Origin of the sequence: Nocardia higoensis (assembly GCF_015477835.1) — a bacterium.
Taxonomy (GTDB): domain Bacteria; phylum Actinomycetota; class Actinomycetes; order Mycobacteriales; family Mycobacteriaceae; genus Nocardia; species Nocardia higoensis_A.
Genome location: NZ_JADLQN010000001.1, coordinates 1336773 through 1360704, shown reverse-complemented (window position 1 = coordinate 1360704; position 23932 = coordinate 1336773). Strand labels below are relative to the sequence as shown.

The 23932-nt window shown below is 68.9% G+C and carries 24 protein-coding genes and 3 pseudogenes; 12 read left to right on the top strand and 15 right to left on the bottom strand.

Annotation, left to right across the window (positions count from 1 at the left end; translation table 11 throughout):
* The first annotated feature begins 38 nt into the window (after positions 1 to 38).
* From IU449_RS06055 to IU449_RS06045, 3 genes are all read left to right on the top strand, one after another.
* Positions 39 to 878, top strand: a complete 840-nt coding sequence (locus tag IU449_RS06055) for an NAD(P)H-binding protein (RefSeq protein WP_195000926.1) — start codon at positions 39 to 41, stop codon at positions 876 to 878.
* A gap of 74 nt (positions 879 to 952) precedes the next feature.
* A complete protein-coding gene (locus IU449_RS06050) occupies positions 953 to 1966 on the top strand; it encodes an alpha/beta hydrolase (protein WP_416382103.1) in 1014 nt (337 codons plus the stop codon).
* Positions 1967 to 2489: 523 nt separating this feature from the next.
* A complete protein-coding gene (locus tag IU449_RS06045) occupies positions 2490 to 2903 on the top strand; it encodes a hypothetical protein (protein WP_195000925.1) in 414 nt (137 codons plus the stop codon).
* Between the two features lie 165 nt (positions 2904 to 3068).
* On the opposite strand, the gene IU449_RS06040 is transcribed toward IU449_RS06045, so the two are convergent.
* Positions 3069 to 4397: an MFS transporter gene (locus tag IU449_RS06040; RefSeq protein ID WP_416382155.1), complete on the bottom strand. Its 1329-nt coding sequence runs from the start codon at positions 4395 to 4397 to the stop codon at positions 3069 to 3071.
* Between the two features lie 211 nt (positions 4398 to 4608).
* Here IU449_RS06040 and IU449_RS06035 point away from each other — a divergent pair, with 211 nt between their 5' ends.
* Positions 4609 to 4998: a MarR family winged helix-turn-helix transcriptional regulator gene (locus tag IU449_RS06035; RefSeq protein ID WP_195000924.1), complete on the top strand. Its 390-nt coding sequence runs from the start codon at positions 4609 to 4611 to the stop codon at positions 4996 to 4998.
* A 170-nt stretch (positions 4999 to 5168) separates the two neighbouring features.
* A complete protein-coding gene (locus IU449_RS06030) occupies positions 5169 to 6209 on the top strand; it encodes an NAD(P)-dependent alcohol dehydrogenase (protein WP_195000923.1) in 1041 nt (346 codons plus the stop codon).
* A gap of 91 nt (positions 6210 to 6300) precedes the next feature.
* Here the strand turns inward: IU449_RS06030 and IU449_RS29630 are convergent.
* The 3 genes and pseudogenes from IU449_RS29630 to IU449_RS06010 form a co-directional block, all read right to left on the bottom strand.
* Positions 6301 to 6760 (bottom strand): annotated as a pseudogene (locus IU449_RS29630) (aldehyde dehydrogenase family protein); the annotation flags it as partial.
* 140 nt (positions 6761 to 6900) lie between these two features.
* Positions 6901 to 7293 (bottom strand): nuclear transport factor 2 family protein, encoded by a 393-nt coding sequence (locus IU449_RS06015; protein WP_195000922.1) that lies wholly within the window; start codon positions 7291 to 7293, stop codon positions 6901 to 6903.
* 169 nt (positions 7294 to 7462) lie between these two features.
* Entirely contained in the window at positions 7463 to 8758 is a 1296-nt protein-coding gene (locus IU449_RS06010; RefSeq protein ID WP_195000921.1) for an MFS transporter, read from the bottom strand.
* Between the two features lie 182 nt (positions 8759 to 8940).
* Between IU449_RS06010 and IU449_RS06005 the strand changes: the two genes are divergently transcribed.
* The 3 genes and pseudogenes from IU449_RS06005 to IU449_RS29790 all read left to right on the top strand — a co-directional run bounded on the left by IU449_RS06005 (position 8941) and on the right by IU449_RS29790 (position 10918).
* Positions 8941 to 9573, top strand: a complete 633-nt coding sequence (locus IU449_RS06005) for a glyoxalase (RefSeq protein WP_195000920.1) — start codon at positions 8941 to 8943, stop codon at positions 9571 to 9573.
* A gap of 34 nt (positions 9574 to 9607) precedes the next feature.
* Positions 9608 to 10290, top strand: a pseudogene (locus tag IU449_RS06000) (thiolase C-terminal domain-containing protein); the annotation flags it as partial.
* A 106-nt stretch (positions 10291 to 10396) separates the two neighbouring features.
* Positions 10397 to 10918, top strand: coding sequence for an SDR family oxidoreductase (locus IU449_RS29790; protein ID WP_416382154.1), 522 nt, complete (start codon positions 10397 to 10399; stop codon positions 10916 to 10918).
* Here the strand turns inward: IU449_RS29790 and IU449_RS05990 are convergent.
* The 4 genes and pseudogenes from IU449_RS05990 to IU449_RS05975 form a co-directional block, all read right to left on the bottom strand.
* Positions 10868 to 11788 (bottom strand): cation diffusion facilitator family transporter, encoded by a 921-nt coding sequence (locus IU449_RS05990; protein ID WP_195000919.1) that lies wholly within the window; start codon positions 11786 to 11788, stop codon positions 10868 to 10870. The two genes, IU449_RS29790 and IU449_RS05990, sit on opposite strands and share 51 nt — an antisense overlap.
* Before the next feature lie 232 nt (positions 11789 to 12020).
* Positions 12021 to 12415, bottom strand: a pseudogene (locus tag IU449_RS28870) (AMP-binding protein); the annotation flags it as partial.
* A gap of 242 nt (positions 12416 to 12657) precedes the next feature.
* A complete protein-coding gene (locus IU449_RS05980) occupies positions 12658 to 12861 on the bottom strand; it encodes a hypothetical protein (protein ID WP_195000918.1) in 204 nt (67 codons plus the stop codon).
* 93 nt (positions 12862 to 12954) lie between these two features.
* Positions 12955 to 13491, bottom strand: coding sequence for a DinB family protein (locus IU449_RS05975; protein ID WP_195002346.1), 537 nt, complete (start codon positions 13489 to 13491; stop codon positions 12955 to 12957).
* A 92-nt stretch (positions 13492 to 13583) separates the two neighbouring features.
* On the opposite strand from IU449_RS05975, the gene IU449_RS05970 reads away from it, so the two are divergent.
* Positions 13584 to 14537 carry a helix-turn-helix transcriptional regulator gene (locus tag IU449_RS05970; protein WP_195000917.1) on the top strand — a complete coding sequence of 318 codons (954 nt, stop codon included), beginning with the start codon at positions 13584 to 13586 and terminating at the stop codon, positions 14535 to 14537.
* A gap of 83 nt (positions 14538 to 14620) precedes the next feature.
* Positions 14621 to 15139: a peptide-methionine (S)-S-oxide reductase MsrA gene (gene msrA / locus IU449_RS05965; RefSeq protein WP_195000916.1), complete on the top strand. Its 519-nt coding sequence runs from the start codon at positions 14621 to 14623 to the stop codon at positions 15137 to 15139.
* A gap of 15 nt (positions 15140 to 15154) precedes the next feature.
* Here the strand turns inward: msrA and IU449_RS05960 are convergent, their stop codons facing one another.
* From IU449_RS05960 to mftR, 6 genes are all read right to left on the bottom strand, one after another.
* Positions 15155 to 17488, bottom strand: coding sequence for a SpoIIE family protein phosphatase (locus tag IU449_RS05960; protein WP_195000915.1), 2334 nt, complete (start codon positions 17486 to 17488; stop codon positions 15155 to 15157).
* Positions 17485 to 18135: a stage II sporulation protein M gene (locus IU449_RS05955; protein ID WP_195000914.1), complete on the bottom strand. Its 651-nt coding sequence runs from the start codon at positions 18133 to 18135 to the stop codon at positions 17485 to 17487. The genes IU449_RS05960 and IU449_RS05955 overlap by 4 nt, the downstream gene beginning before the upstream one ends.
* A complete protein-coding gene (locus IU449_RS05950; RefSeq protein WP_228803735.1) occupies positions 18128 to 18553 on the bottom strand; it encodes an ATP-binding protein in 426 nt (141 codons plus the stop codon). The genes IU449_RS05955 and IU449_RS05950 overlap by 8 nt, the downstream gene beginning before the upstream one ends.
* Positions 18531 to 18920, bottom strand: a complete 390-nt coding sequence (locus IU449_RS05945) for an STAS domain-containing protein (protein ID WP_040796867.1) — start codon at positions 18918 to 18920, stop codon at positions 18531 to 18533. The genes IU449_RS05950 and IU449_RS05945 overlap by 23 nt, the downstream gene beginning before the upstream one ends.
* 13 nt (positions 18921 to 18933) lie before the next feature.
* Positions 18934 to 19830 carry an STAS domain-containing protein gene (locus IU449_RS05940; RefSeq protein ID WP_195000913.1) on the bottom strand — a complete coding sequence of 299 codons (897 nt, stop codon included), beginning with the start codon at positions 19828 to 19830 and terminating at the stop codon, positions 18934 to 18936.
* A 76-nt stretch (positions 19831 to 19906) separates the two neighbouring features.
* Positions 19907 to 20548, bottom strand: coding sequence for a mycofactocin system transcriptional regulator (gene mftR / locus IU449_RS05935; RefSeq protein WP_195000912.1), 642 nt, complete (start codon positions 20546 to 20548; stop codon positions 19907 to 19909).
* A gap of 63 nt (positions 20549 to 20611) precedes the next feature.
* Between mftR and mftE the strand changes: the two genes are divergently transcribed.
* Positions 20612 to 21310, top strand: coding sequence for a mycofactocin biosynthesis peptidyl-dipeptidase MftE (gene mftE, locus IU449_RS05930; protein ID WP_195000911.1), 699 nt, complete (start codon positions 20612 to 20614; stop codon positions 21308 to 21310).
* Positions 21311 to 21364: 54 nt separating this feature from the next.
* On the opposite strand, the gene IU449_RS05925 is transcribed toward mftE, so the two are convergent.
* Positions 21365 to 21880, bottom strand: coding sequence for a MarR family winged helix-turn-helix transcriptional regulator (locus IU449_RS05925; RefSeq protein WP_195000910.1), 516 nt, complete (start codon positions 21878 to 21880; stop codon positions 21365 to 21367).
* A gap of 257 nt (positions 21881 to 22137) precedes the next feature.
* Here IU449_RS05925 and IU449_RS05920 point away from each other — a divergent pair, with 257 nt between their 5' ends.
* Positions 22138 to 23814, top strand: coding sequence for a fumarate hydratase (locus IU449_RS05920; protein WP_195000909.1), 1677 nt, complete (start codon positions 22138 to 22140; stop codon positions 23812 to 23814).
* Positions 23815 to 23932 lie beyond the last annotated feature (118 nt).

The following is a 23932-nucleotide window of genomic DNA, read 5'->3' as shown; positions in this document are numbered from 1 at the left end:
GGGTCGCAGTTAGTCAGTCAACTAACTGAGGAGTGGTAATGATTGTGGTGACCGGTGCGACCGGCAATGTCGGACGTCCCCTGGTGCAGATGCTCGCCGATGCCGGTGAGCAGGTGACAGCGCTGTCCCGCCGCGCGCCGGGCGGGCTGCCGGAGGGGGTGCGGCACGTGCCCGTCGACCTGACGAATGTCGCGGAGCTGGCGCCCGCCGTACGAGGAGCGTCCGCGCTGTTCCTGCTCCTCGGGCCCGGGGCCTTCGGCGCGGATGTGCCCGCGATCCTCGCGGCCGCGCGTGCCGAGGGCGTGAGCAGGGTCGTGCTCCTGTCGTCACAGGGGGTGGCGACCAGGCCGGACAGCGCCTCCCACGGGCAGTTCGGGAAGTCCGTCGAAGTGGCGGTGCAGGAGTCGGGACTCGAGTGGACATTGCTGCGGCCGAGCGGATTCCAGTCGAACGCGCTGTGGTGGGCCGAGCAGGTGCGCGGCGAGCGGGCGGTCAGCGCGCCCTTCGGTGATGTGGGCGTGCCCTTCGTCGATCCGGAGGACATCGCGGCGGTGGCGGCGGCCGCCTTGCGCCAGGACGGCCACGCCGGCCGGATGTATGTCCTGACCGGGCCCGTGCCGGAATCGCCGCGCGAGCGGGTGCGGGTCCTCGGTGAGGTTCTCGGCGAGCCGGTGCGGTTCGTGGAGCAGAGTCCGCGGGAGGCGCGGGAGGCGATGCTGAGGCAGATGCCCGCGGACGCGGCCGACACGACTCTGGCCATCCTCGGTAGTCCCACCGCGGAGGAATTGCGCATCAGTCCCGATGTCGAGCACGTGCTGGGTCGTGCGCCCCGGCCCTTCGCCGCGTGGGCGCAACGCAATATCGCCGCCTTCCGCTGAGGCATCCGGCGCCGGCTCGCTGCCCCCGGCGTGTGCTGCCGCTGGATCACCAGGCGTTTCGATAGCGTGCGCGAATGCACGAAACGAACCTGGTGAGGGGATGGGAGTGCAAGAGGGGCACCGGCTCGCTGCGAGGGCGGTTTCGCAGGGCCGGTGCGGTTGTCGCGGCGGTGATGCTGACGACCTTGGCCGGCGGAGCGGTGGCCGGTGCGGTGCCGGGCGATGTCGTGAAATCACGGGCACCGGCCGGTGGGTACGAGGAGCTCGTCGTGCCGTCCGGCATGGGGCCGATCAAGATCCAGGTGCAGTGGGCGGCGCGCGGCGGCGATTCGGCGCTCTATGTGCTCGACGGCCTCCGTGCGCCGCACGATCACAGTCAGTGGACCAGCGATACCGGCGTGCTGCAGCGGTTCGCCGGTGACAATGTCACGCTGGTGTTCCCGGTCGGCGGGCACTCCAGCTTCTACACCGACTGGTACCGGCCGAGCAGCACCAACGGCCAGGTCACCACGTACAAGTGGGAAACCTTTCTCACCGAGGAGTTGCCTGCCTTCCTCGCGGGATACGGGGTCTCGCGGACCGACAACGCCATCGTGGGCGCGTCCATGGGCGGAGGGGCGGCGCTGACGCTGGCCGCGCACCATCGCGACCAGTTCAAGTTCGCCGGATCCTTCTCCGGATTCCTGAATCCGACCTTCCCGATGTGGAACGAGGCGATCCGCGCGGCGCTGTGGGACGAGGGCCGGTTCAATGTGGACGACATGTGGGGCCCGCCCGGCGACCCTGCCTGGAGTCGCAACGATCCCACGGTGCAGGCCGAGCTGCTGCGCGGCCTGCCGATGTACGTATCGGCCGGTGCCGGCCTGCCCGGGGCTCCCGATGTGCCGTACGGGGTGGGCAACACGATGAACGCGATGGGGCTGGAGCTGATCGCGAGGGCCGCCGCCCGCATCTTCGGCGATCGAGTCGCGGCCCTGGGCATCCCGGCTCATATCGAGATCGTCGACGGGACCCACACCTGGCCCTACTGGGAACGGGCGATCGCCACCGCGCGCCCGATGATTCTCGACGCGCTCGGCGCCCACTGACGGCGATCACCTCCGCGAAGCCCGGGGCGGACGCATGGCGTGGCCGGAGCCGAGCAGCCACCAGCCGAGTGCTCGGCGGCCTGCCGCCAAGAGGCAGGCGCGATCGGGCTGTGGGTTTCATCGTCCCCTGCGACGAGATCGATCGCACGTAGCGGTAGCTCCTCGTCGAGGGCGGGTGCACGGTGGGCGGGAGGCGAGTCGTGCCGCCGGTCCGGTCCCGGCGCTTCAGGACTCGCGCAACGTTCGCAGATCACCCAGCGACCGCCCGCGAAAGGCAAGCGCGTATCGGCGAGAAGCGCCGGATCGGCGCCGCGCAGGACGTCCGGTAGTACGGACGCGTGCGCTCCGGTTTCGCCGAGGAGCCGGAACACAGCCCGCAGCTCCTCGTCCGAATAGTGTTGCGCGCTCGTAGTCGCTCCCTGGGGCCGGTTTCGTCCGTCTGGAAGCGAACTGTCCCGAAGTCGCGTTCGCCATCTATCCTGTTCCCTTCATCGGGTAGTGCGAGTCAGTTGGGGAACGTTTGATGGCCGAGAATGTCGGATCCGTCCTGATCACCGACGTGCCGACGTCTCGGATCGCGATGGCGGTCCACCGGGCGGTGCGCGAGAAGCCCATGTGGATGGACCGGAAGTTCAAGTACGCGATGCTGACGGGCCTGGGCGAACGGTGGTCGAGTGAACGTCTGGCCCCGGGCGATTCGCGACGGCAGGACTACGACAATCCATCCCCCTGGTACGACCTCGTCGATGTCACCGGCGGACAGACGATTCACATCGTCTACCGCGAAGCGGAGAACGAAACCCGGGCGGTCTTCATCGGACTCGGCTTCGACAAGTATTCGGACGGACGCGCGTGGGCGGAGAAGTTCGCACACCGGGTGACGGAGGTCCTCGCCGAACACGACGTCCGTTCCCGGGTGGAGGACTTCGAGTTCTGATCCGGACCGCCGCACAGCGGTCGTGGGCGGCTGTTCGCCGGACTCAGCTCCATACCGCGCGCAGGGCGGCGAGATAGAGGCGCAGGTTACTGCTGGTCGTGCGCATTGCCGGGTGGGGCCGCCGACACGGCGACCCCACCTGTGTGCGATTGGTTGTCGATCCGTTCAGGCGAGTTCGGCGACCGCCTGCTTGCGGGCGAGCAGGGCCGAGGCCGAGGCGACCAGTCCGATCGCCGCGACCAGGGTGACCAGGTAGAGCCCCGGCCGGTAGCCGGCGATGCCGTCGGTGGCGGCGCCGCTGATCAGGCCGGTGGTGATGGCGAGCACCACCGCGCCGCCGATCTGCAGCGAGGTCTGCACGAGGCCGGAGGCCAGGCCCTGTTCGTGGTCGGCGATGCCTTCGGTCGCCTGGACCATGACCGAGGAGAAGCCGAGCGCGAAGCCGAGGCCGAGCAGCAGGAAGGCCGGGAGGTAGTCGAGCACGTAGGTCGGGTCAGGATTGCCGCCGCGGGCGAGGAACCACAGGTAGCCGGCGACGAACGAGGTGAGGGCGGCGATGATCATCGGCGCGGTGCCGAAGCGGTCGATGAGCTTGCCCGCCATAGGCGAGAGGATGGCCACGATGATGCCCGCGGGCGCCATCGCCAGCGCCATCTGCAGCGGCTCCCATTCCAGCGTGTTCTGCAGGTACAGCGAGACGATCGTCTGGAAGCTCAGGTAGGAGCCGAAGATGGCCAGCGCGGCGAGGTTCGCCCGCACGATCGACCGCACCTTGAAGATGCTCAGCCGCACCAGCGGGTGGCCGACGCGATTCTCCACCACGAAGAAGGCGCCGAGCAGGCCGACCGCGAGGATGGTGGTCGCGATGACGGTGGCGGTGAAGCCGGTCTCGGGTGCGGTGACGATCGTGTAGACCGCCGACAGCATGCCGCCGGTCAGCAGGACGGCGCCGGTGAAATCGATGCCGCCTTCCTCTTTCTCGGTGGTGCGGGGCACCACGAACCATGCGGTGACGAGCACGATCGCGACGACCGCGACCGGCATGTAGAAGGTCAGCCGCCAGTCGATGCCGGTGAGCAGGCCGGACACGATCAGGCCGGAGGCGTAGCCGGTGGCGCCGAAGATGGTGAAGATCGACAGGGCCCGGTTGCGGTCGGGGCCTTCCTTGAACGTCGTGGTGACGATCGAGAGCGCGGCGGGCGCGGTGAAGGCGGCGGCGAGGCCCTTCACGATGCGGGTGGCGATCAGTAGTGCGCCGTCGTCGACGAGCCCGCCGACGAGGGAGGCGATGCCGAAGACCACCAGCGCGGTGAGGAAGACCTGCCGTCGGCCGAGCAGGTCGGCGGCTCGTCCGCCCAGCAGCAGCAGTCCGCCGTAGCCGAGGATGTAGCCGTTGACGACCCACTGCAGTGCGGAGGTGTCCAGGCCGAGGTCGTGGCCGATGGAGGGCAGGGCGACGCCGACCATGGAGACGTCGAGGGCGTCGAGGAACATCGCCAGGCCGGCGACGAACAGGATGGCCCACAGCTTGGGCCCCCAACCGCCTGCGGCCGGTTCGGAAAAGGTTGGAGCGGAAAGGTTCTCGGGTGCCGTTGTCGTGGTCACCAGAGAGAACTTAGATGCATGAGCATTGAATGTCAACGCATGCAATGCGGCAGCATGTAATGCGTGCGCATAAAATGCCTTGACATGCTAGCCTCGGGTCATGTACCACGACACCGACAAAGATGTCTGCGCGAAGTGGTCCGAAACGCTCCGGCTCTACCACGGCACCTCGTCGGAGCTGGAGAACGTGCTCCAAGCGCGCCACCAGCTCGGCCTCAGCGAATTCGAGCTGCTGCAGATCCTCGCGGGCCGCTGCGGCGAGGAGTCTTCGGAGAAGGCCAAGATGAAGGACATCGAAGCCGCGATGTACCTGAGCCAGAGCGCGCTCTCGCGCACCGTGACCCGGCTGGAGAAGGCCGGGCTGGTGGAGCGCGCGGCCTGCGATTTCGACCGCCGCGCCAACTTCCTGAAGCTCACCCCCGAGGGGCGGGAACGGCTCGAGTCGGCTCGCCCGACGCACAAGGAGATCCTGCGCAAGCACTTCGCCTGACATCGACCACCACCCCGACGGTGCGCCGCACGCGACGGCTTCGCGGTGTTCGATCGCACCGGAAAAGTCGATCGAGGTCGGTACGCTCGGGACAGGTACGCCTCTAGCGACCGGTCGCGACCGGTCCGACTGCTGTATCCGACCGAGCGAGCTCGACCCGGAGGTGCGTGATGAAGGCTTTGCAGTATCGGACGATCGGTGGATCACCGGAACTGGTCGAGGTGCCCGATCCGGAACCAGGGCCGGGGCAGGTGCTGTTGAAGATGACCGCGGCGGGTGTCTGCCACTCCGATTTCGTGGTCATGTCCTGGTCCGAGGCCGAACTGCCGTTCCCGTTGCCGCTCACCCTCGGCCACGAAGGCGTGGGGACGGTCGCCGCCCTCGGCGCGGGCGTCACCGGAGTCGCCGTGGGAGAAGACGTCGCGGTGTACGGACCATGGGGGTGCGGCACCTGTCCGCCGTGCGCGGGCGGCCGGGAGAACTACTGCCTGCGCACGATGGAGCTGGGCATCTTCCCGCCCGGCCTGGGCTCGCCCGGCGCCATCGCCGAATACATGATCGTGGACGACGTCCGCCACTTGGAGCCGTTGCGCGGCCTCGACCCGATTCGCGCGGTGCCGCTCACCGACGCCGGCCTCACCCCGTACCACGCGATCAAACGCTCGTTGCCCAAGCTCGTGCCCGGCTCGACCGCGGTGGTCATCGGCGCGGGCGGGCTCGGCCACGTGGCCGTGCAGATCCTGCGCGCCCTCAGTCCCGCGCGGGTGATCGCGCTGGACACCATGGCGGACAAGCTGGAACTGGCGCGTTCGGTGGGCGCGCACGAAGTGCTGACCTCCGACGAACACGCCGCCGGAAAGGTCAAGGATCTCACCGGAGGCCGCGGCGCGACAGTGGTACTCGACTTCGTGGGCGCCCCGTCGACGACCGCCACCGCCGCGGCCTGCGTCGCGATGGAGGGCGATCTGACGGTGGTGGGCGTCGGCAGCGGCGCGGTGCCGGTCGGCTTCGGCTCACCGCCGTACGAGGTCACCGTGACCGCGCCGTACTGGGGCTCTCGTACCGAACTGCGTGAGGTGCTCGATCTGGCTCGGGCCGGTGCGCTCGACGTGCATGTGGAGACCTTCGCCATGGACGACGCACCCGAGGCCTACAAGCGCTTGCACGCCGGGACGATCGACGGGCGCGCTGTCATCCTGCCGAACGGCTGACTCGTCCGATCCGGCTCGGCAGGCCGAGCGACACCGGGGACGGCTGTCGGGCGGTCGGTCACCGCGCGGCCGCGAGCGCCCTGTCGCCGGATCAGCCCTGCGCCGCCTCGGGCAGGTATCCGAGGATGCCCTTTGTCTCCAGATAGTCGTGGAAGCCGAATTCGCCCCACTCCCTGCCATTCCCGCTCTTGCGGTAGCCGCCGAACGGGTCCAGCTGTGCGCGGGACACCACGGGCCGAGCGCGACGTCGCCGGTGGATCGTCGACGTTCAGCGCGGCGGCCGCGGTAAGCGCGGCCTCAACGGCCTCGTCCATCCGGCGGCGGGAAATAGCATGCGCGACCACGCGCTACAGGTCTGGCCGGAGTTGTTCATGATCGTCGCCACCGCGCCGACGACATCGGCGGACAGCCCGGCGTCGTCGAGGACGATGTTCGGGCTCTTGCCGCCGAGCTCCTGAGTGATCCGGTTGACGCTGGGGGCCGCGGCGCGCGATCTCGATCCGGCCCCCGGTCGAACCGGTGAACGAGATTTGGGCGGGATCCACATGCGAGTAAACGACGCGGTCACCGACGAGGATCTCGCCGACGGGTACGTACTCACTTGTCAGTCGCCGGCGTGCACGCCCGAGGTCGGCATCGAATGCGAGTGAACGCGGGCGGCCCTACGGCCTGCGCCGCAGGGCCAGGGCGGCTAACTGGTGCTCGCGGGCGTGTTCTGCCCCGTGCGGATCCGCCATTCGTCGCCGCGGGACTCGGCGGTCAGGATGATCAGGCCGTGCATGGGATCGTCAGCCGGGTCGACGCTGTCTCGGGTGCGTTGCCGAGCCACCACCTGCACGATCGTGGGGGCGAGCTCGATCGTCGCCTCGTGCTGGTATCGGACGCTGACGTCGTGCAGGGGGCCGCCCGGAGCGAACACGAACCGCTGTTTGGCGAGTAGCTCATTTCTGCTGGTCACCAGACCGCCGCTGAAGTTGACGAAGGTGCTGTCGTCCCAGAACAGCGCATTCATGGCGTCGGCGTCGTTGGCATTGAATGCGCTCTCATACCGCCACAACAAGTTCGACGCTGCATCGTCGGTCATCGGTTTCCCTTTCACTGGTTCATCGCGACATGACGAACCTAGAAGCTCGAGTGCGCTCGAGGTCAACGCCTCCGCCGTCGCCGGGTGTAGTGACACGAGGTACGGCCACCACATCGGCTGATCACGCGGCGATCGGGCAGCGTCACGCTGATAGCCGTCTCGGCAGGCGCTATTGCGATCTCAACGGTTGACCAGTTCGGGCCTCCAGCCTGCGCACCCGGTAGCGGATGAAGGTCGGGAACATCAGGGCGGAGATCACGACGCCGATTACCACCAGCGCACCGCCACCCGAGGCAGCGACGGCAGTGCCCACGCTCGCCGCGGCGAACCCGTGCAGTACGTCGCCGATGCGCGGCCCGCCCGCCACCACGACGATGAACACACCTTGGAGCCGCCCGCGCATCTCGTCGGTAGCGACCTGCTGGAGCATCGTCATCCGCAATGCGGCCGACACCATGTCCACCGCGCCGCCGAAAGTCGAGCAGGCGAGGGCGAGCCCAAGGGCCACGGCCGGGGCGAGGCCATGTCCGCTGAAGCCGACGGCGGCGCCGAAGCCGATCATGGACACGCCCCACAGGACGATGCAGACCGTGACGGCCAGGCCCTGGCGCTGCACACGGGGAATCCAGCCGGAGAAGACCCCACCGAGGACCGCGCCCGCCGACATGGAGGCGAACAGCAGGCCGAGGATGACGCCGCCGGTGATCGGGTCGCCGAAGGTCTCGTGCGCGATCTCCGGATACAACGCGCGCGCCATACCGAAGACCATGGCGATGATGTCGACGGCGAAGGAGGCGAGCAGTACGCGATGCTCGGCCAGGTAGGCGAAACCGTCCAGCACCGACCGCAGTCCGGCGGTGCGCGCCTGACCGAGCGGCGGCAGCGCGGGCAGCCGCCACACCGCCCACAGCGTGGCGAGCAGTGCGATCGCGTCGATGAGGTACAACATCGACAGGCCGATCACCGGGATGAGGGCGCCCGCGAGGACGGGTCCGGCGATCGCGCCGAACTGCATCACGGTCATGTTCAGGGAATTGGCGGCCGCCAATTGGCTCTCCGGCAGCAGCCGGGGGATGGTCGCGCTGCGGGTGGGCTGGTTCACGGCGAAGAACGCCTGTTGCACCGCGAACAAGCCGAGCACGACCCACACGTTGTTCACCCCCGCCGCGGCCTGTAACCAGAACGTCAGGGCGGTCAGGCCGGTGCCGGAGGTGGTGATGAGCAGCAGGACGCGGCGGTCCATGACGTCGGCCAACGCGCCGCCCCACAGGCCGAACACGATCAACGGCACCAGGCCGAACAATCCGGCCAGGCCGACGTAACCGGAGCTGCCGGTGATCTGGAAGATCTGCTGGGGAACCGCGACAACCGAGAGCTGTGCGCCGATGGTGGTGACGATCCCCGACGTCCACAGGCGCCGGAAGTCGGTATCGCGGAGCGGGGTGGTGTCGGCGAGCACTTTCACCGGCGGCAGCGTATCTCGCCGTATTCGACGGGTATCCGGGTGACGACCCGGAAGTGGGCTGGGTCACGCCGCGCCGGGGTGCGATGCCGGAACAGTGCCGTTCTCGGTGTTCGACAGGAGTCGCGGCAACCGGTCAGGAATAGAGAAGCGCCCGGTGGCGACCGGCGCATAACGTCGTCGGTATGAACATCATCGCAGATCAGGCCACTATCGAGTCCGTGATCCTCGAGGTCGCCGACCCCGCCGCCGCGCAGGCATTTTACGACGCCGCGTTCGGTCTCGGCGACAGGGTGCGTGTGCGCGCTACCGAGGCGCCGTCGACCGGCTTCCGGGGCTTCGTCCTCTCCTTGGTGGTGTCGCAGCCGAGCATCGTCGACAGTCTCGTCGGCACCGCCGTCGCGGCAGGCGCGACGATACTCAAGCCCGCCGCGAAGAGTTTCTGGGGCTACAGCGCCGTGGTCCAGGCTCCCGACGGCGCCGTCTGGAAGATCGCCACGTCGGCGAAGAAGGACACCGGTCCGGCGACGCGCGAGATCGACGACTTCGTGGTGCTGCTCGGCGTCGACAAAGTGAAGGCGACCAAGCAGTTCTATGTCGAGCACGGGTTGACGGTGGCGAAGAGCTTCGGCAGCAAGTACGTCGAGTTCGCCTCCACCCCGTCGTCGATCACGCTCGCGCTCTACGGGCGCCGCTCGGCGGCCAAGGAGGCGGGGCTGTCGCCGGAGGGCACCGGGTCGCACCGGTTGGTCTTCGGCGGAACCGTGGGCGCGTTCACCGATCCGGACGGCTACGTGTGGGAGAACGTCCGGTCTTGAGGCGGACACCCTGCGCTGGGGACCATCGAGACCCTGGCCCAGGGCGTCGGTGTGCCCGTCGACGATTTCTGCGCCCGTGCCCGGATACGAATCCCATGCCGCCCGTGAACATCTCGCGATGGTGGCGGTGAAGAACCATCGGCACGGCGCGCGCAACCCCGAGGCGAGGCTGCGGTTCGAGATCACCGTGGAGCAGGCCATGTCCCCGCCCTTGGTGGCCGAGGACGTGGCGGACCGCTACACCGATCTGCCGGTGTGGGTCCGCGGTGTCGGTCTCGGCCTGGATTCGGTGATGTACCAGCACAAACGGGACATGACGAGCTTCCCGGCGACCGTGCGTGCCGCGCGGCGCGCCTTCGATATGGCGGGGCTGCGGCCGTCGGACATCGACGTCGCCGAGGTACACGACTTCTTCACCGGCATCGAGTTGATGAGTAAGAGGATCTCGGCTTCGCGGATCGGTTCGAGGCCCGCAAGCTGGTCGAGACCGGGGCGACCTCGCTGGGCGGCGCGCTGCCGGTGAATCCGAGCGGCGGGCTCGAGAGCAAGGGACATCCGCCCGGGGCGACCGGGGTGGCGCAGTGCGTGGAACTGTTCGAGCAGTTGCGCGGGCACGCGTCCAATCAGGTGGATGGCGCCCGGATCGGTCTGGCGCACAACCTCGGCGGGCCGACCGCGGTGGCCGCTGTGACGATTCTTGAAGGCCCAGGACGATGACGCGCGCGAGAATGCCGGTCTGTTCCGGCGAACAGCGCAGGGTGGCGATGGTGACGGGCGCGGCGCGGGGGATCGGCGCGGCGCGGTCAGGTCCTTCGTCGCCGACGTGCGCGACGCGGAGTCGGTGCGCGAAGCGGTGGAGTTCGCCGTCGACACCTGGGGTGGCCTCGACGCCGCGGTCTCGGCGGCCGGGGTCATCGCGGGCGGGATGCCGTTGTGGGAGATGCCCGCCGAACAGGAACGCGCCGTGCTCGACATCTGCCTGGGCGGCGTCTCGAATCTCGCCCGTGCCGCGATTCCCGCTCTGCTCGCGCGCCACCGCGACCACCATCCTCACCGAAAGTGCCCGCCTCTATCGAGAATCCGGCGGCGACCGACGCGGGCTACCTCGCGCGGGCCGGGTGCTCGACCCCGCCGAGGTCGCGTCGGTACTGGCCTTCCTCGCCGGCCCCGGCAGCGGCGCCGTCACCGGCAGCGTGATCGCCGCGGACGGCGGGCCGAGCGCCCCGCTGCGCGGCACGACCGCCGGGTACGGGTCCGGCATAGGCGTTTCGGCGCAGATCACGGTGCCGTTGGGTCACCAGTCGAGTTCATCGCAGCCGGTGTGGTCGGCTGGTTCGATCTGTAGTGTGGCGTGGGCGATCCGGTGGTCGTCACGCAGCAGGCGGCGAGCCTCGGTCAAGACGGTGCGCGTGTCGCCGTGGCCGGGGACGACGAGATGGGCGGTGGCGACATTCATGCCCGAGGTCAACGTCCACAGGTGCAGGTCGTGGACCGAGGCGACACCGGGGATGCGAGCGAGGTCGGATTCGACCGCGGCCGGGTCGACGCCCTCGGGGACGTGCTGGGCCAGGACCGCGAGGACCTGGCGGCCGAGTACGACCGCGCGGATGACGACGAAGGCGCCGATCGCGAGCGCGACGAGGGTGTCCCACAGCGGGTTCGCGGTGGCCACGACGAGCCAGCCCGCGACGATCACTCCGACGGATCCGGCGGTGTCGGCGACCACCTCGAGGTAGGCGCCTTTGACAGTGAGGCTTTCGGAGGCGCCCGCCCGCAGCAGCGCCATCGCGGCGATGTTGACCAGCAGGCCGAGCGCGCCGACGACGAGCATCGGTCCGGTCTCGACCTCGGGCCGGCTGCCGATGCGACCGAGTGCGCCGATCACGATGTAGGCCGAGACCCCGAGCATCATCAGGACCGCGAATCCGGAGGCGAAGACCTCCGCGCGATAGGAGCCGTAGGTGCGCCGCCCGGTCGTGTCCTTGCGAGTCGCGATGCCGGTGGCGGCCAGCGCCGCCGCCAAGGTCACGACATCGGCGGCCATGTGTCCGGCATCGGAGATCAGCGCGAGCGAGCCCGACAGCAGGCCGAAGACGAACTCGACGACGAAGAACGCGGAGATGAGGGCGAATGCCAGCGCCAGACGCCAACGGTGTCGTCCCGCGGCGTGCTCGCCGCCGACACTGGTGGGCGCGTGACTGTGTCCGTGACCCATCAGGCCACACTTCCTCGGAATCCGATCACATCCGCCACAATACATAAGCAGATATGCATATGTCTACGCGGTCGGGGGTCGTGACCCGGGAGCAGTGCGAGCGCAGCTCGCGGCGATAGCGCCGGCGCCGCGCAGGCCTGCCGCCTGGCGTCCGGCCGTCACGTTGGCAATTGATCCTTCTGCACCTTGCCGGTGGCGTTGAGCGGTAGCCCGTCCAGGAAACGCACCGAGCGATGTCCTTCTTACGGCCGAGGATACGTAGCCGTCCCTCCGGGTCGAGTTCACCCAGGTCACCGGTGTGCAGCCAGCCGTCGGGCTCGATGGCGGCGGCACCGGTGACGGCGGCGCGCAGGGAGGACAGGTCGTGTCCGGGGCCTGCCTCGAGCAGAGAGTGATACAGCGTCGGCGGTCCGGGCAGCACTCGGCATACCTGCGCAAGGATTGCCGGTGGTTCATCATCACGCCCTTGGACCGGCCGGTGGTCCCGGAGGTGAAGATGATGTCGGGGATGTCCTCGCCGGAGATCTTGCGCTCGAAAGGCTCTCCGTTGGAGAGGAAATCGGACTTCAGGTCGAAGAACGGCACACCGTCGGCCGCGGAGTAGTCCATCCCGAGGAAGCCCTGCTGCCCGGGCCCGGTCTTCTCGGTCACCACGTCCACCTCGGCCAATGTCGACGCCGACTTCCAGGACCTCGCGCTCGGTCACCTACCCGACCCGAACCATCCCGGCGACCCGGACAGCAGACTGCCCGACCCGAGCCATGAGGAACACGCCGCCGTCCGATGATGTCGGCGGGCTCACGGGGTACCGGCCCAGCGCTGGATGGCGACCCGGACGCCATGGCTCGGTCGGCGGGGGCGCGAGCGGTTCAGCGCAGGAACTTGCCGCCCACCACGGCGCCCGCGCCCAGCAGCACCAGCAGCAGGAACGCGATCCAGCCGTTGGTCAGCAACCAGACCACGCCCAGCACCACCGCGACCGGCGCGAGCGCGACCGCGGCGATGAACGGACTCTCCTTGACCGTCTCCAGGGCAGAGCGTGCCCGGACTCGATCGATGTTCTTACCTGTCATGACACCAGGGTAAGCGCGGATCGGGCCCGGCCGGGGCGTTCGCTTCGGCGCCCCGCACGATCCGGCGACGGCTCGGACCCTCGTCCGGACGGCTCACCCCATCGTCTTCTGACCGTCGATGGCCTCGCGCAGGATGTCGGCGTGACCCGAGTGCTGGGTGGTCTCGGCGATGATGTGCAGCAGCACCTCGCGGGTCGACCAGCTCTCGTTCTCGAACCACGGCGCCTTCGGCAGCGGCCACGCGCGGTCGAGGTCGACGGTGGCCACGATCTCGTCGGTGCGGGCGGCGACCGCCTCGTACCGGGCGAGGACGCCGGCGAGAGTCTCGCCGGGCAGCATGCGGAACTCCTCGTCGCGCTTCTGGTAGTCGGCTTCGGTCATGTCGTCGAAGTCCTTCATCGCCGAGGTGCCGTCGAGGATGAAGTTCACCCAGCCCTCCTCGCATCCGGCGACATGCTTGATCAGCCCGCCCAGGCACAGTTCGCTGACCGTGCTGCGGATGCCCGCCTGCTCGTCGGTGAGTCCGTTCACCGTGTGCCGGAGGAAGAAGCGCGCCTTGCCCAGCGCCTTCAGCAGCGCGGCGCGCTCGCCGGTCAGCGCGGTGGTGGAGGTTGCGGTGTCGTTCACGATGTCGCCCTTTCGGAGTTCGTTTTCCGTTCGAAACCCAAGGTAGGACCTATTGCGGCCACTTTCTGTCCGCAATAGGAACGATAATTTCGACCATGGCCGCTACCAGCACCCGGACACTGCGACTGTTGTCCCTCTTGCAGACCCACAAGTACTGGCCGGGCGGCGAACTCGCCGACCGGCTCGGCGTCTCCGCCCGTACGCTACGCCGCGATGTGGACCGTCTGCGCGACCTCGGCTATCCGGTGCAAGCACAGCGCGGCGTCGACGGCGGCTATCAGCTCGCACCGGGCGCCGCGCTGCCGCCGCTGATGATCGACGACGACGAGGCGGTCGCGCTCGTGGTCGGCATGCAGGCCGCCGTGCACGGCAGTGTCGACGGGATCGCCGAATCCGCGGTTCGGGTGCTGGCCAAGGTGATCCAGGTGATGCCGCCGCGACTGCGCAAACGGGTCGACGCCTTACGCGCGATGACGGTCCCGGCGGCGTGGGGGCCCGCGGGCCGATCCCCGATGGATCCGGCGGCACTCACCACCGTCGCGCTGGCCTGCCGCGACAACGAACGGCTACGTTTCGACTACACGGCCGCCGACGGCCGCGGCTCCGAACGTCACACCGAACCGCATCGGCTGGTGGCGCTCGGGCGACGCTGGTATCTGGTGGCCTACGACCTCGATCGGCACGACTGGCGCAGCTTCCGCGTCGACCGGCTCACCGACCCGCGCGCCGACGGCTCGCGATTCCGCCCGCGCGAGCTGCCCGCCGCCGACGCGGCCGCATTCGTCCGCTCCGGAATGGATCAGATCCCCCGCCCGTACACCATCGAAGTCGTCGTCGCGACCTCCGCCGAGCTGGTGCGCGAGCGGATCGGCCGGTGGAGCACCATCGAGGAGATCGACGCGCACACCTGCCGCGTGCACATGACCGCGGATTCGCTGGAATGGCCGATCATGGGCCTCGGCATGCTCGACGCCGACTTCGAGGTCGTGGCCCCGCAGATACTGCGGGAGCGGCTGCGCGCGCTGGCCGACAGGTTCGGCCGGGCCTGAGGAACTTTCCGGCCCCACTGCGGGTTGTACCGGATGCGCGATCACTCGATCGCGCTGATCACCCGACGACGCGAGGAGGAAATGTGACCGGCACGCGAAGGGCGATCCTGGCAGGCGGATGCTTCTGGGGTATGCAGGACCTGATCCGCAAGCAGCCCGGCGTGGTGTCCACCCGCGTCGGTTACACCGGCGGCCGCAACGATCATCCGACCTACCGCAACCATCCCGGCCACGCCGAAGCGGTCGAGATCGAGTACGACCCCCGGCAGACCGACTACCGGGCGCTGCTCGAGTTCTTCTTCCAGATCCACGATCCGACCACCAAGGACCGGCAGGGCAACGACGTCGGCACCAGCTACCGGTCGGCGATCTTCTACCTCGACGACGAGCAGCAGGCGATCGCCCGCGAGACCATCGCCGATGTGGAGGCCTCCGGCCTGTGGCCCGGACCGGTGGTCACCGAGGTCACCCCGGCCGGAGACTTCTGGGATGCCGAGCCCGAGCACCAGGATTACCTGGTGCGCTTCCCGAACGGCTACACCTGCCATTACCCGCGGCCGGGCTGGAAACTGCCCAGGCGTCAGGACACCGCGCGCTCGTAATCGGCAGCGCCGCGATCAGCCGACCGTGAGGTCGGTGCCGCGCAGCGGATTGGCCACCGGTGATTTGACCGTCGCGGGCAGGGTCACCGACATCCTGACCCGGGTTCCGGTGTCGGAGTGGTCGATCTCGAGCTCGTCGGTGAGCGCGCGCATCATGTCGATACCGCGGCCCCGGTTTCCGGGATCAGCCGAACGGGGCCGCCACACGCCGGTGTCGAACACCTCGATGACGAGTTTCTCGGCGCCCGACTCCGAGCCGGGCTCGTGCCGGGTGTAAGCGTTCAGCTCCACCCGGGGGGACGTCCCGCCGGCCGGGTAGGCGTGCTCGACGCTGTTGGTGCACGCCTCGTTGGCCGCCGCCACCAGATCGGAGGCCAGCTCGTGCGGTACGGCGGCGGCCCAGAGCCAGCTGCGCAGGGTGCGGCGCAGTCCGGACAGCAGCCCGGCCTCGGCGGGCAGGTCCAGATGCAGGGGAGCGGGCGGCTGGCGGTAGACCACCATCGCGACGTCGTCGTCGTAGCCGGCGTCCGGGCTGAGTTCGCGCAGCACCGCGTCGGCGACCTCGCGCGGCAGCTTCTCGCTCTGGTCGGCCAGTACTGCGCAGATCCGGGCGAAGCTGTCGTCGATGTCCACGCCCCGCCGCTCCACCAGGCCGTCGGTGAACAGCACCAGCGTCGAGCCGGGTGCCAGTGCGGTGGTGGCCTCGGGCCTGCGCGTCAGCTCGAAGGTCGCCAGCGGCACCGCTCGTCCGCCGTCCAACCTCCTGCCCGGCTTGCCCGCCTCGGCCAGGATGAGCGGCATGTGCCCGGCATTGCTGTACCGCACCACCCCGCGCGCCGGGTCGAGCACGGCGGCGCACGCCGTCGTGCACATCGCGCCGGGGATACGCGAGGCCACGGCGTCCAGTTCGGCGAGCAGTTGGGCCGGTCCGGCGCCGCGCAGCAGCAATGCCCTTCCGGCCGTGCGCAATTGGCCCATCACCACGGCCGCGGACAGGCCACGGCCCACACAGTCCCCGACGATGACGCCGATCGTGCCGTCGCGCAAGGGAACCACGTCGTACCAGTCGCCGCCGATCTCGAGCGGCGGCAGCGCGGGCTCGTAGTGCACGGAGAACCGGGGCGGCAGCTCGATCGGGCCGAGCATGGCGCGCTGCAGCGTCAGCGAGGTCGCGCGGGCCTGATCGAAGTTGCGGGCCCGCTGCACCGCGACGCTGAGATGCCCGATCAGCAGCGAGAACAGCGTCCAGTCGGCGCTGTTGATCGCGCGGGGCGGGGCGAAGCGCAGGTACAGCGCGGCATCCCCGGTCTCTCCGAGCGGAGCGACGATGCCCTCGGAGCTGTCGGCGCCTTCCGGAACGGCCGACAGGCTGCGCGGCGGCCGCTTGCGCGCGCGCTCGAGCAGCCGCCGGGTCGCCGCGCTGCCGGAATCGGCGGGGAAGGCGCTGCCGGAATCGGCCTCGCGGGCGCTGCCGGAATCGGCTTCGGGGACTTTGCCGGAGATGTAGACCTCCGGTGCGCCATGACGGGTCGGCCACACCATGACCACCGCCGACTCCGCGTCGACCGTGTGGCGCAGTTCGTCCAGGCCGACCGAGAGCACCTCCATCACGCTGGTCGCCGCGCCGACCGCGGTCACCAGCCGGTTGGCGGCCTGATCGCGTTCCTGTGCAGCGTGTTCGGCGGTGACGTCGCGGATGGTGCCCACGTAGATCAGCTCGTTGTTCTCCGGCTTCACCAGGGCGCTGGTGCTGACGGACAAGAACAGCCGCCTGCCGTCGCGATGGCGGATCGGCAGCACCAACCGTGGGACCTCGGTGCTCAGATTCGGATAGCCACCGCCTTCGGGCAGCGACCACGGATGCGGCAGGGGATAGGGCACACCCGCCGCGCCGTACCCGGTGAGCGCGCCGAAGGCGGCGTTCACCTCGATGACGGTGCCGTCGGCGGTGGCGACGAAGAAGCCGTCCTGCAGCGATTCCACCAGCGCGGTGCGGAAGGCGTCGCGACCGGCGAGATCGTCGGCGCGGGAACGCTGTTGCTCGTAGCGGCGGGTGCCGTCGAGATAGCCGCGGGTGGCGATGTCCAGGGCAGCGAGGGTCTGGAGCAGGAACTCCAGCGCGCTTTCGGCGATCCTGGCATCGGGCGCACCCGCTGCCGTCGCCGCCCGCTCGGCTTCGGCGGCGAGGCGGAAGTGATGTTCGGTGAGATCGAGCAGGCTGATGCCCTCGACCAGCGCGCGCCTACCCAGCTCGTAGCCCTCCGAGAGGGTGTCGTGGGTGGGGGAATCCAGGTGCCGCCGTAGGGCTTCGGCATAGGCGTCCAGGAATGCGAGCAGCGGGCCGCTCATCGGAGCCCGCCACCGATCGCGCCGGGTTCGGTGCTGGTGCGACGGCTGCGCGCGGCCAGAACCAGCGCGTCGTCGGTCTCGCGTACGTGCCCGGCGACGATGCCCGCCGTGATCTCGGCGGTGGACCTGGACAAATCGATCGAGTCGCAGGCCGAGGCGAGCACGCCGTCGGTGGACATCAGCAGCAGATCGCCCGCGCGTACCCGAGCGGACTGCGGTTTCAGCGTCTGCGGCAGCCGGTAGCCGACGATGCCGCCGGTCAGCAGCGCGGTGGCGCGCACGGTGATACCGGCCGGCCCTGCTGCCAGCAGTCGCGATTCGACATTGCCGACACCGAGCCAGTGGATCGCGTCGTCGGCGAACAGCGCCAGCGAGACCGCGGCCCCCCTGGTGTCGGTCATCGCGCGATGGCACAGCACCATCAGCAGATCCAACGGCTCGCCACGGTTCTCCGACAGCACGTGTGCCGCGCGGTCGGCGGCATCGGCCGCGCCGCTGCCGTGGCCGAGACCGTCGATCGCCGCGAGCAGCACGACGCCGTCACCGGCGTCGAGCACGACACCCCGGTCGCCGGAGCGGTGCTGTCCCGGCATGGCCCGCCCGGCCACCGCCCATTCGATGCTGCCGATGAGCCCGTCCTCACGCACCGTTGGGCACCCACTTCCACATCTCCACCAAGGTCCCGCGGCCGGGTGCCGAGTCGATCGTCAGCCGATCCATCAATCGCCGCGCGCCGGGCAGGCCGAGGCCGAGACCGCGACCGGTCGAGAATCCGTCGTCGAGTGCGCGGGAGATGTCGCGGATGCCGGGTCCCTGATCCTCGGCCTGGACCACCAGCGCCTTGCGGCCTTCCCGGTCACCGACGAGCAGGCGGACCTCGCCGACCCCGGCGTAACTGGTGATATTGCGGGCGATTTCGGAGATGGCGGTCGAGATCATGGTGCGGTCGGTCAGGGAGAAGCCGAGTTCGGCCGCCAATTCCCGTCCGGCCTGCCTGGCGGTCACGATGTCCTCCGACACCTTGACCACGATCACCATGGTCTCAGCGGCCACTGTCACGACCATCTCGCTGGCGCCGTCTGGAGGATTTGCTCTCCAGCCAGGCGAGTCCTTCTTCGAGGTCGAGGGCGGTGTGCATGTCCTCGAAGGTGAGCCCGAGTTGCACCATGGCGAAGGCGACTTCGGGTTGCAGGCCGACGATGACCGTCTCCGCGCCGCGTAACTGGGTCATGTGCGCGATCGTGCGTAGCGAACGCGCGGCGAAGGAGTCCATCACATCGATGGCGGTGACGTCGACGATGATGCCGTGCGCCCGGTATTTGCTGACCTGTTTCATCAGGTCGTCCTGCAGGCGCTCGGTGTCGGCGTCGGTCAACGCGGACTGGACCGACGCGATCAGGTACGTGCCCTGCTTGAGAATGGGTACCGGCATGTGGGGGGCCCGCTCAGCGCCCGTCTCGCTCGATGGACACGCGGGTCACTTCGTAGCCGAGCAGGCGCTCGGCTTCTTCGATGCCGCCCTGGAGGTCGCCGACGGCGTTCATCTTCGACAGGTCCAGGCCGATGGTGACCAGGGTGAGGGCGATCTCGGAGGACAGGCCGGTGATGATGACGCTCGCGCCCATGAGTCCGGAGGCGTCGACGGTCTGGACGAGGTGGTTGGCGACGGTGGAGTCGATGGTGGGCACGCCGGTGATGTCGATGACGACGACCTTGGCGCGGTTGGCGCGGATGGCGCGCAGGAGTTGCTCGGTGAGCTGGCGGGCGCGCTGGCTGTCGAGTACGCCGATGATGGGCAGGATGAGCAGCTGTTCGCGAACCTGCAGGACCGGGGTGGACAGCTCCCGGATGGCTTCCTGCTGCTGGCGGATGACGCGCTCGCGCTCCTGCACGAACGAGATGGCCACGATGCTGGCGATGCGGTTGGCCGCGGGCTCGTAGGCGTCGAGTGCGTAGTTGAGCAACTTGAAGTTCGACTGGTACTTCTCGAACAGCGAGCGGGCCAGCACGTCGCGCAGCAGCAGCACGATGCCGAGCACTTCGTCGGTCTCGACGCCTCGGGGGATGAGGCGTTCGGACAGATCGCGAGCGTAGGCCTGCAGCGCTTCGACGCTACCGGTCTCGAGAACTTCGACGTAGTTGTCGTAGATCGAGGTCGCCTCGGAGAAGATCTCCTCCGGGGTCATCGCCGTGAGCAACTGGGCGTCGGTGATGCGCCTTGCCCACTCCTCGCGCAGAGCGGTGCGGTTCTGCCGCAGATGTTCGACGAGCTGGGGCAACAGGTTGTCGACCGGGCCCTCGGGAAGTGAGTCCGCCGAAAGGCTCATGGATACCTCGGACATGGATGCTCCAGCCCCTTTCGACGACAAACGACATCGGAGATCACGTGCGCACGGACGTAGCCGAGCACGAGCCTAGTCATACCCCACCGCGATCGGCGCCCAAACCTGGGGTTTGCTCGTGTGGATCTCGTCCGCCGACAGCGAAACCGCGCTCCAGTGCCGACAGGGCCCGATCCAGATACACGGTCAGGTCGGCATCGGCCTGACGCAGCCAGGCGTCGAAGGCCGCGCGGGCCGCGGCCAGAGTGGTCCGGCCGACCGCCATCGGCAACAGCGCGTCCGCCGGTTCGCCGAGCCTGCGCGCGGCGAAATCGCCGACCGCGCGTTCCCAGGCGTCGTAATGCGGACCCGCGGTGGCCGACAAGGCGGGCACCGAGGCGATCAGATGCATGCGGGTGCGCAGCTCCTCGACGTCCTCGGCGCGATAGGTGTTGGCCTGCACCACCACCTCGCGCACCGCCGTCATCAGGGGCACATCCGCGGGTACGGTCGCGAAAGCCGCGCGCAGGGCGTCGACTTCGGCGTCGAACTGGTGCCAGAGGACTTCGGCTTTGCTGGGGAAGTAGCGGAAGAAGGTTCGGCCGCTGATGCCTGCGGCCGCGGCGATGTGCTCGACGGTGGTGTGGTCGAAGCCTTGCTCACTGAACAGGCGCATCGCGATGAGCTCGAGATCACGCTTGGAGGTACCGCGCGGGCGGCCCGGACGGGTGGTCGTCACCCCTCGATTATGTCAGCGGCTGAAACATTGATTATGTCAGTGAGTGACGTTAATGTCTGGCGCATGATGGCTGATCTCACGTCTCCGGAGGCGGGCTCATACTCCGCCGCCGGAGTGATCCTCGCCATACCTGTCGGGGCGACCGAGCAGCACGGGCCGCATCTGCCGTTGTCGACCGACACCGATATCGCCGTGGCGCTGTGCGCGGAGCTGGCGAAGCGGCGGCCGGACGTCCTGATCGCCCCCGCGCTGCCCTACGGCTCGAGCGGCGAGCACGCCGGCTTCCCCGGCACCCTGTCGATCGGGCAGCGCGCGCTCGAGCTGGTGATCGTCGAGCTGTGCCGGTCGGCCACCGACACCTTCGACCGGCTGCTGATCGTCAGCGGCCACGGCGGCAATCTCGAATCGCTGCGTCGCGCCGAGACGCTGCTGCGCTCGGAGTCACGTGACGTGCGGGTGCATCTGCCTGTGTGGGCGGGCGACCCGCACGCCGGGCGGGCCGAGACCGCGCTGCAGCTGGCGCTGGATCCGGGGCGGGTACGCCTCGACCGCGCCGAACGCGGTGACACCCGGCCGTTGCGCGAGATCCTGCCGCTGCTGCGCGCGGGCGGCGTGCGCGCGGTGAGCGAGAACGGTGTGCTCGGCGACCCGGACGGTGCCGATGCCGACGAGGGGCGACGCCTGCTCGACACGCTGACCGACGACTTGGCGCACATGGTTCGGTGCTGGTGGCCGGAGAACCAGGAAAGAGCCCGTCGATGAACGCCTGGTTCCAGACGGTTGCCGAGGCACCGCGGCGCCCCGGAGCAGACGGCGTCAGGTCGTAGGCGTATCTCGCGTGGTGTGCCCGGATGCGGGGGCTTGGTCGGGCATGGGCGGCTTGCGGTGGTGGGCGAGCAGTGTGTCGTAGATGTCGGCCAGTGCCGCGAGCTGCTCCTGGTCGAGGACATCGATGATGTGCCTGCGCACGCTGCGGACGTGCGCGGGCGCGGCGGCCGCGAGCACCCGCTCGCCGAAGCCGGTGAGGCGCGCCGCCGTGCGCCTGGCGTCGGTGGGGATCGACTCCCGCTCGACCAGGCCGCGCTTGCTCATCCGGGTGATCTGATGCGAGAGCCTGCTCTGCGACCACTCCAGCTTGGCGGCCAGATCGGCGAAGGTCAGACGGTTGTCCTCGGACTGGGCGAGATAGGCCAGCACCGAGTACTCCACGAAGGTGAGATCGGAGTCGCGCACCGAGTCGCGGCCGACGGCCGCGGCGATGGTGTCGCGGGTCCGGACGAAGCCCAGCCACGCGCGCATCTCCAGTTCGTCGAGCCACGGGGGTTCGCTCACGGCACTGCCTCCACACTTCGACGCGTCGTCGGGTACAAACCGTCACGGGTGGCGCGCGCCTCAGACGAGAGTTAGCACTCTGCGGTTACCCGTGCAACCGCGTGCAGTCTACAAAGGCTTGCCTAACCAGAGGGTGGTTCCCGGTCGCGGATACGCTCGTGAGCGCTCGAGACCAGCCCGGCTCGGGTCCGGCGTACCTCGAGCCGAGCCGGACGCCTGTGCGCGAGCCGCCGTCCCACCTCGAAGGAGTGCGATCCGTGACCGCCCCGGAATTCCGCTATTCAGATCTGTTGCCGATCGGCGCCGACGACACGCCGTATCGGCTGCTGACCACCGAGGGCGTGAGCACGTTCGAACACAACGGCCGCACCTTCCTGCAGGTGGAGCCCGAAGTGCTGCGGATGCTGACCGCCGAGGCGATGCACGACATCAGCCACTACCTGCGCCCGGCTCACCTGGCCCAGCTGCGCCGGATCATCGACGATCCGGAGTCCTCGGGCAACGACCGCTTCGTCGCGCTCGACCTGCTCAAGAACGTCAACATCTCCGCGGGCGGCATCCTGCCCATGTGCCAGGACACCGGCACCGCCATCGTCATGGGCAAGAAGTCCGAGGGCGTGCTCACCGGAGCCGATGATGCCGAGTGGATCAGCCGCGGCGTGTACGACGCCTACACCAAGCTGAACCTGCGCTACTCCCAGCTCGCCCCGATCAATATGTGGGACGAGAAGAACACCGGCACCAACCTGCCCGCGCAGATCGAGCTGTACTCCACCTCCGGCGACGCCGCGCAGCCGTCCTACAAGTTCCTGTACATGGCCAAGGGCGGCGGTTCGGCGAACAAGTCCTTCCTGTACCAGGAGACCAAGGCGATCCTGAATCCCGAGCGGATGCTGCAGTTCCTGGACGAGAAGATCCGCTCGCTGGGCACCGCCGCCTGCCCGCCGTACCACCTGGCCGTCGTGATCGGCGGCACCAGCGCCGAATTCGCGCTCAAGACGGCCAAGTACGCCTCGGCGCACTACCTGGACCACCTGCCCACCGAGGGTTCCATGGCCGCGCACGGCTTCCGTGATCTCGAGCTGGAGGAAGAGGTCTTCAAGCTGACCCAGTCCTTCGGCATCGGCGCGCAGTTCGGCGGCAAGTACTTCTGCCACGACGTGCGCGTGGTCCGCCTGCCCCGGCACGGCGCCAGCTGCCCGGTCGCGATCGCGGTGTCCTGCTCGGCAGACCGCCAGGCGCTGGCCAAGATCACTCCCGAAGGCGTGTTCCTCGAGCAGCTCGAGCGCGACCCCGCGCAGTACCTGCCCGAGCACACCGAGGAGATCCTCGGCGGCGACGTGGTGAAGATCGACCTGAACCGGCCGATGTCGGAGATCCGCGCCGAGTTGTCGAAATACCCGGTGAAGACCCGTCTCTCGCTGACCGGCCCGCTCGTGGTGGCCCGCGACATCGCGCACGCCAAGATCAAGGAACGGCTGGACGCCGGTGAGCCGATGCCGGAGTACCTGCGCGAGATGGCCGTCTACTACGCCGGTCCGGCCAAGACGCCCGAGGGGTACGCCTCCGGTTCGTTCGGCCCGACCACCGCCGGTCGTATGGACTCCTATGTCGACCAGTTCCAGGCAGCGGGCGGCTCGTTTGTCATGCTGGCCAAGGGCAACCGCTCGGCGCAGGTGACCAAGGCGTGCAAGGAACACGGCGGCTTCTACCTCGGTTCCATCGGCGGCCCGGCCGCGCGCCTGGCGCTGGACTGCATCAAGAACGTGGAGGTGCTCGAGTACCCCGAACTCGGCATGGAAGCGGTCTGGAAGATCGAGGTCGAGGATTTCCCCGCGTTCATCGTCGTCGACGACAAGGGCAACGACTTCTTCGCCGAAACCCAGAAGCCGATCGCGCTGCGGGTGCGCACCCGGTCGGCGGAGCGGGTCTGACCGACACCTCCGGCGCCGTGCGGACATCGGGATGTCCCTCGATTCGCCGCAGCGGCAAGCGGGTTCGGCAAGGCACTCTGTAGGTCGGGATGTCAGGTGTACCGGCGCCGGGCATTCC

Coding starts and splice junctions, on each gene's coding strand:
- IU449_RS05970 (WP_195000917.1), top strand. CDS start 13,584: ATGGCCGCTACCAGCACCCGGACACTGCGACTGTTGTCCCTCTTGCAG.
- IU449_RS05940 (WP_195000913.1), bottom strand. CDS start 19,830: ATGTCCGAGGTATCCATGAGCCTTTCGGCGGACTCACTTCCCGAGGGC.
- IU449_RS06040 (WP_416382155.1), bottom strand. CDS start 4,397: ATGTTCCTCGACGCCCTCGACGTCTCCATGGTCGGCGTCGCCCTGCCC.
- IU449_RS06030 (WP_195000923.1), top strand. CDS start 5,169: ATGAAGGCTTTGCAGTATCGGACGATCGGTGGATCACCGGAACTGGTC.
- IU449_RS06050 (WP_416382103.1), top strand. CDS start 953: ATGCACGAAACGAACCTGGTGAGGGGATGGGAGTGCAAGAGGGGCACC.
- IU449_RS05945 (WP_040796867.1), bottom strand. CDS start 18,920: ATGCCGGTACCCATTCTCAAGCAGGGCACGTACCTGATCGCGTCGGTC.
- mftE (WP_195000911.1), top strand. CDS start 20,612: ATGATGGCTGATCTCACGTCTCCGGAGGCGGGCTCATACTCCGCCGCC.
- IU449_RS06005 (WP_195000920.1), top strand. CDS start 8,941: ATGAACATCATCGCAGATCAGGCCACTATCGAGTCCGTGATCCTCGAG.
- IU449_RS05950 (WP_228803735.1), bottom strand. CDS start 18,553: ATGGTCGTGACAGTGGCCGCTGAGACCATGGTGATCGTGGTCAAGGTG.
- IU449_RS06015 (WP_195000922.1), bottom strand. CDS start 7,293: ATGACCGACGATGCAGCGTCGAACTTGTTGTGGCGGTATGAGAGCGCA.
- IU449_RS05980 (WP_195000918.1), bottom strand. CDS start 12,861: ATGACAGGTAAGAACATCGATCGAGTCCGGGCACGCTCTGCCCTGGAG.
- IU449_RS06035 (WP_195000924.1), top strand. CDS start 4,609: ATGTACCACGACACCGACAAAGATGTCTGCGCGAAGTGGTCCGAAACG.
- IU449_RS06055 (WP_195000926.1), top strand. CDS start 39: ATGATTGTGGTGACCGGTGCGACCGGCAATGTCGGACGTCCCCTGGTG.
- IU449_RS06045 (WP_195000925.1), top strand. CDS start 2,490: ATGGCCGAGAATGTCGGATCCGTCCTGATCACCGACGTGCCGACGTCT.
- IU449_RS05960 (WP_195000915.1), bottom strand. CDS start 17,488: ATGAGCGGCCCGCTGCTCGCATTCCTGGACGCCTATGCCGAAGCCCTA.
- IU449_RS05990 (WP_195000919.1), bottom strand. CDS start 11,788: ATGGGTCACGGACACAGTCACGCGCCCACCAGTGTCGGCGGCGAGCAC.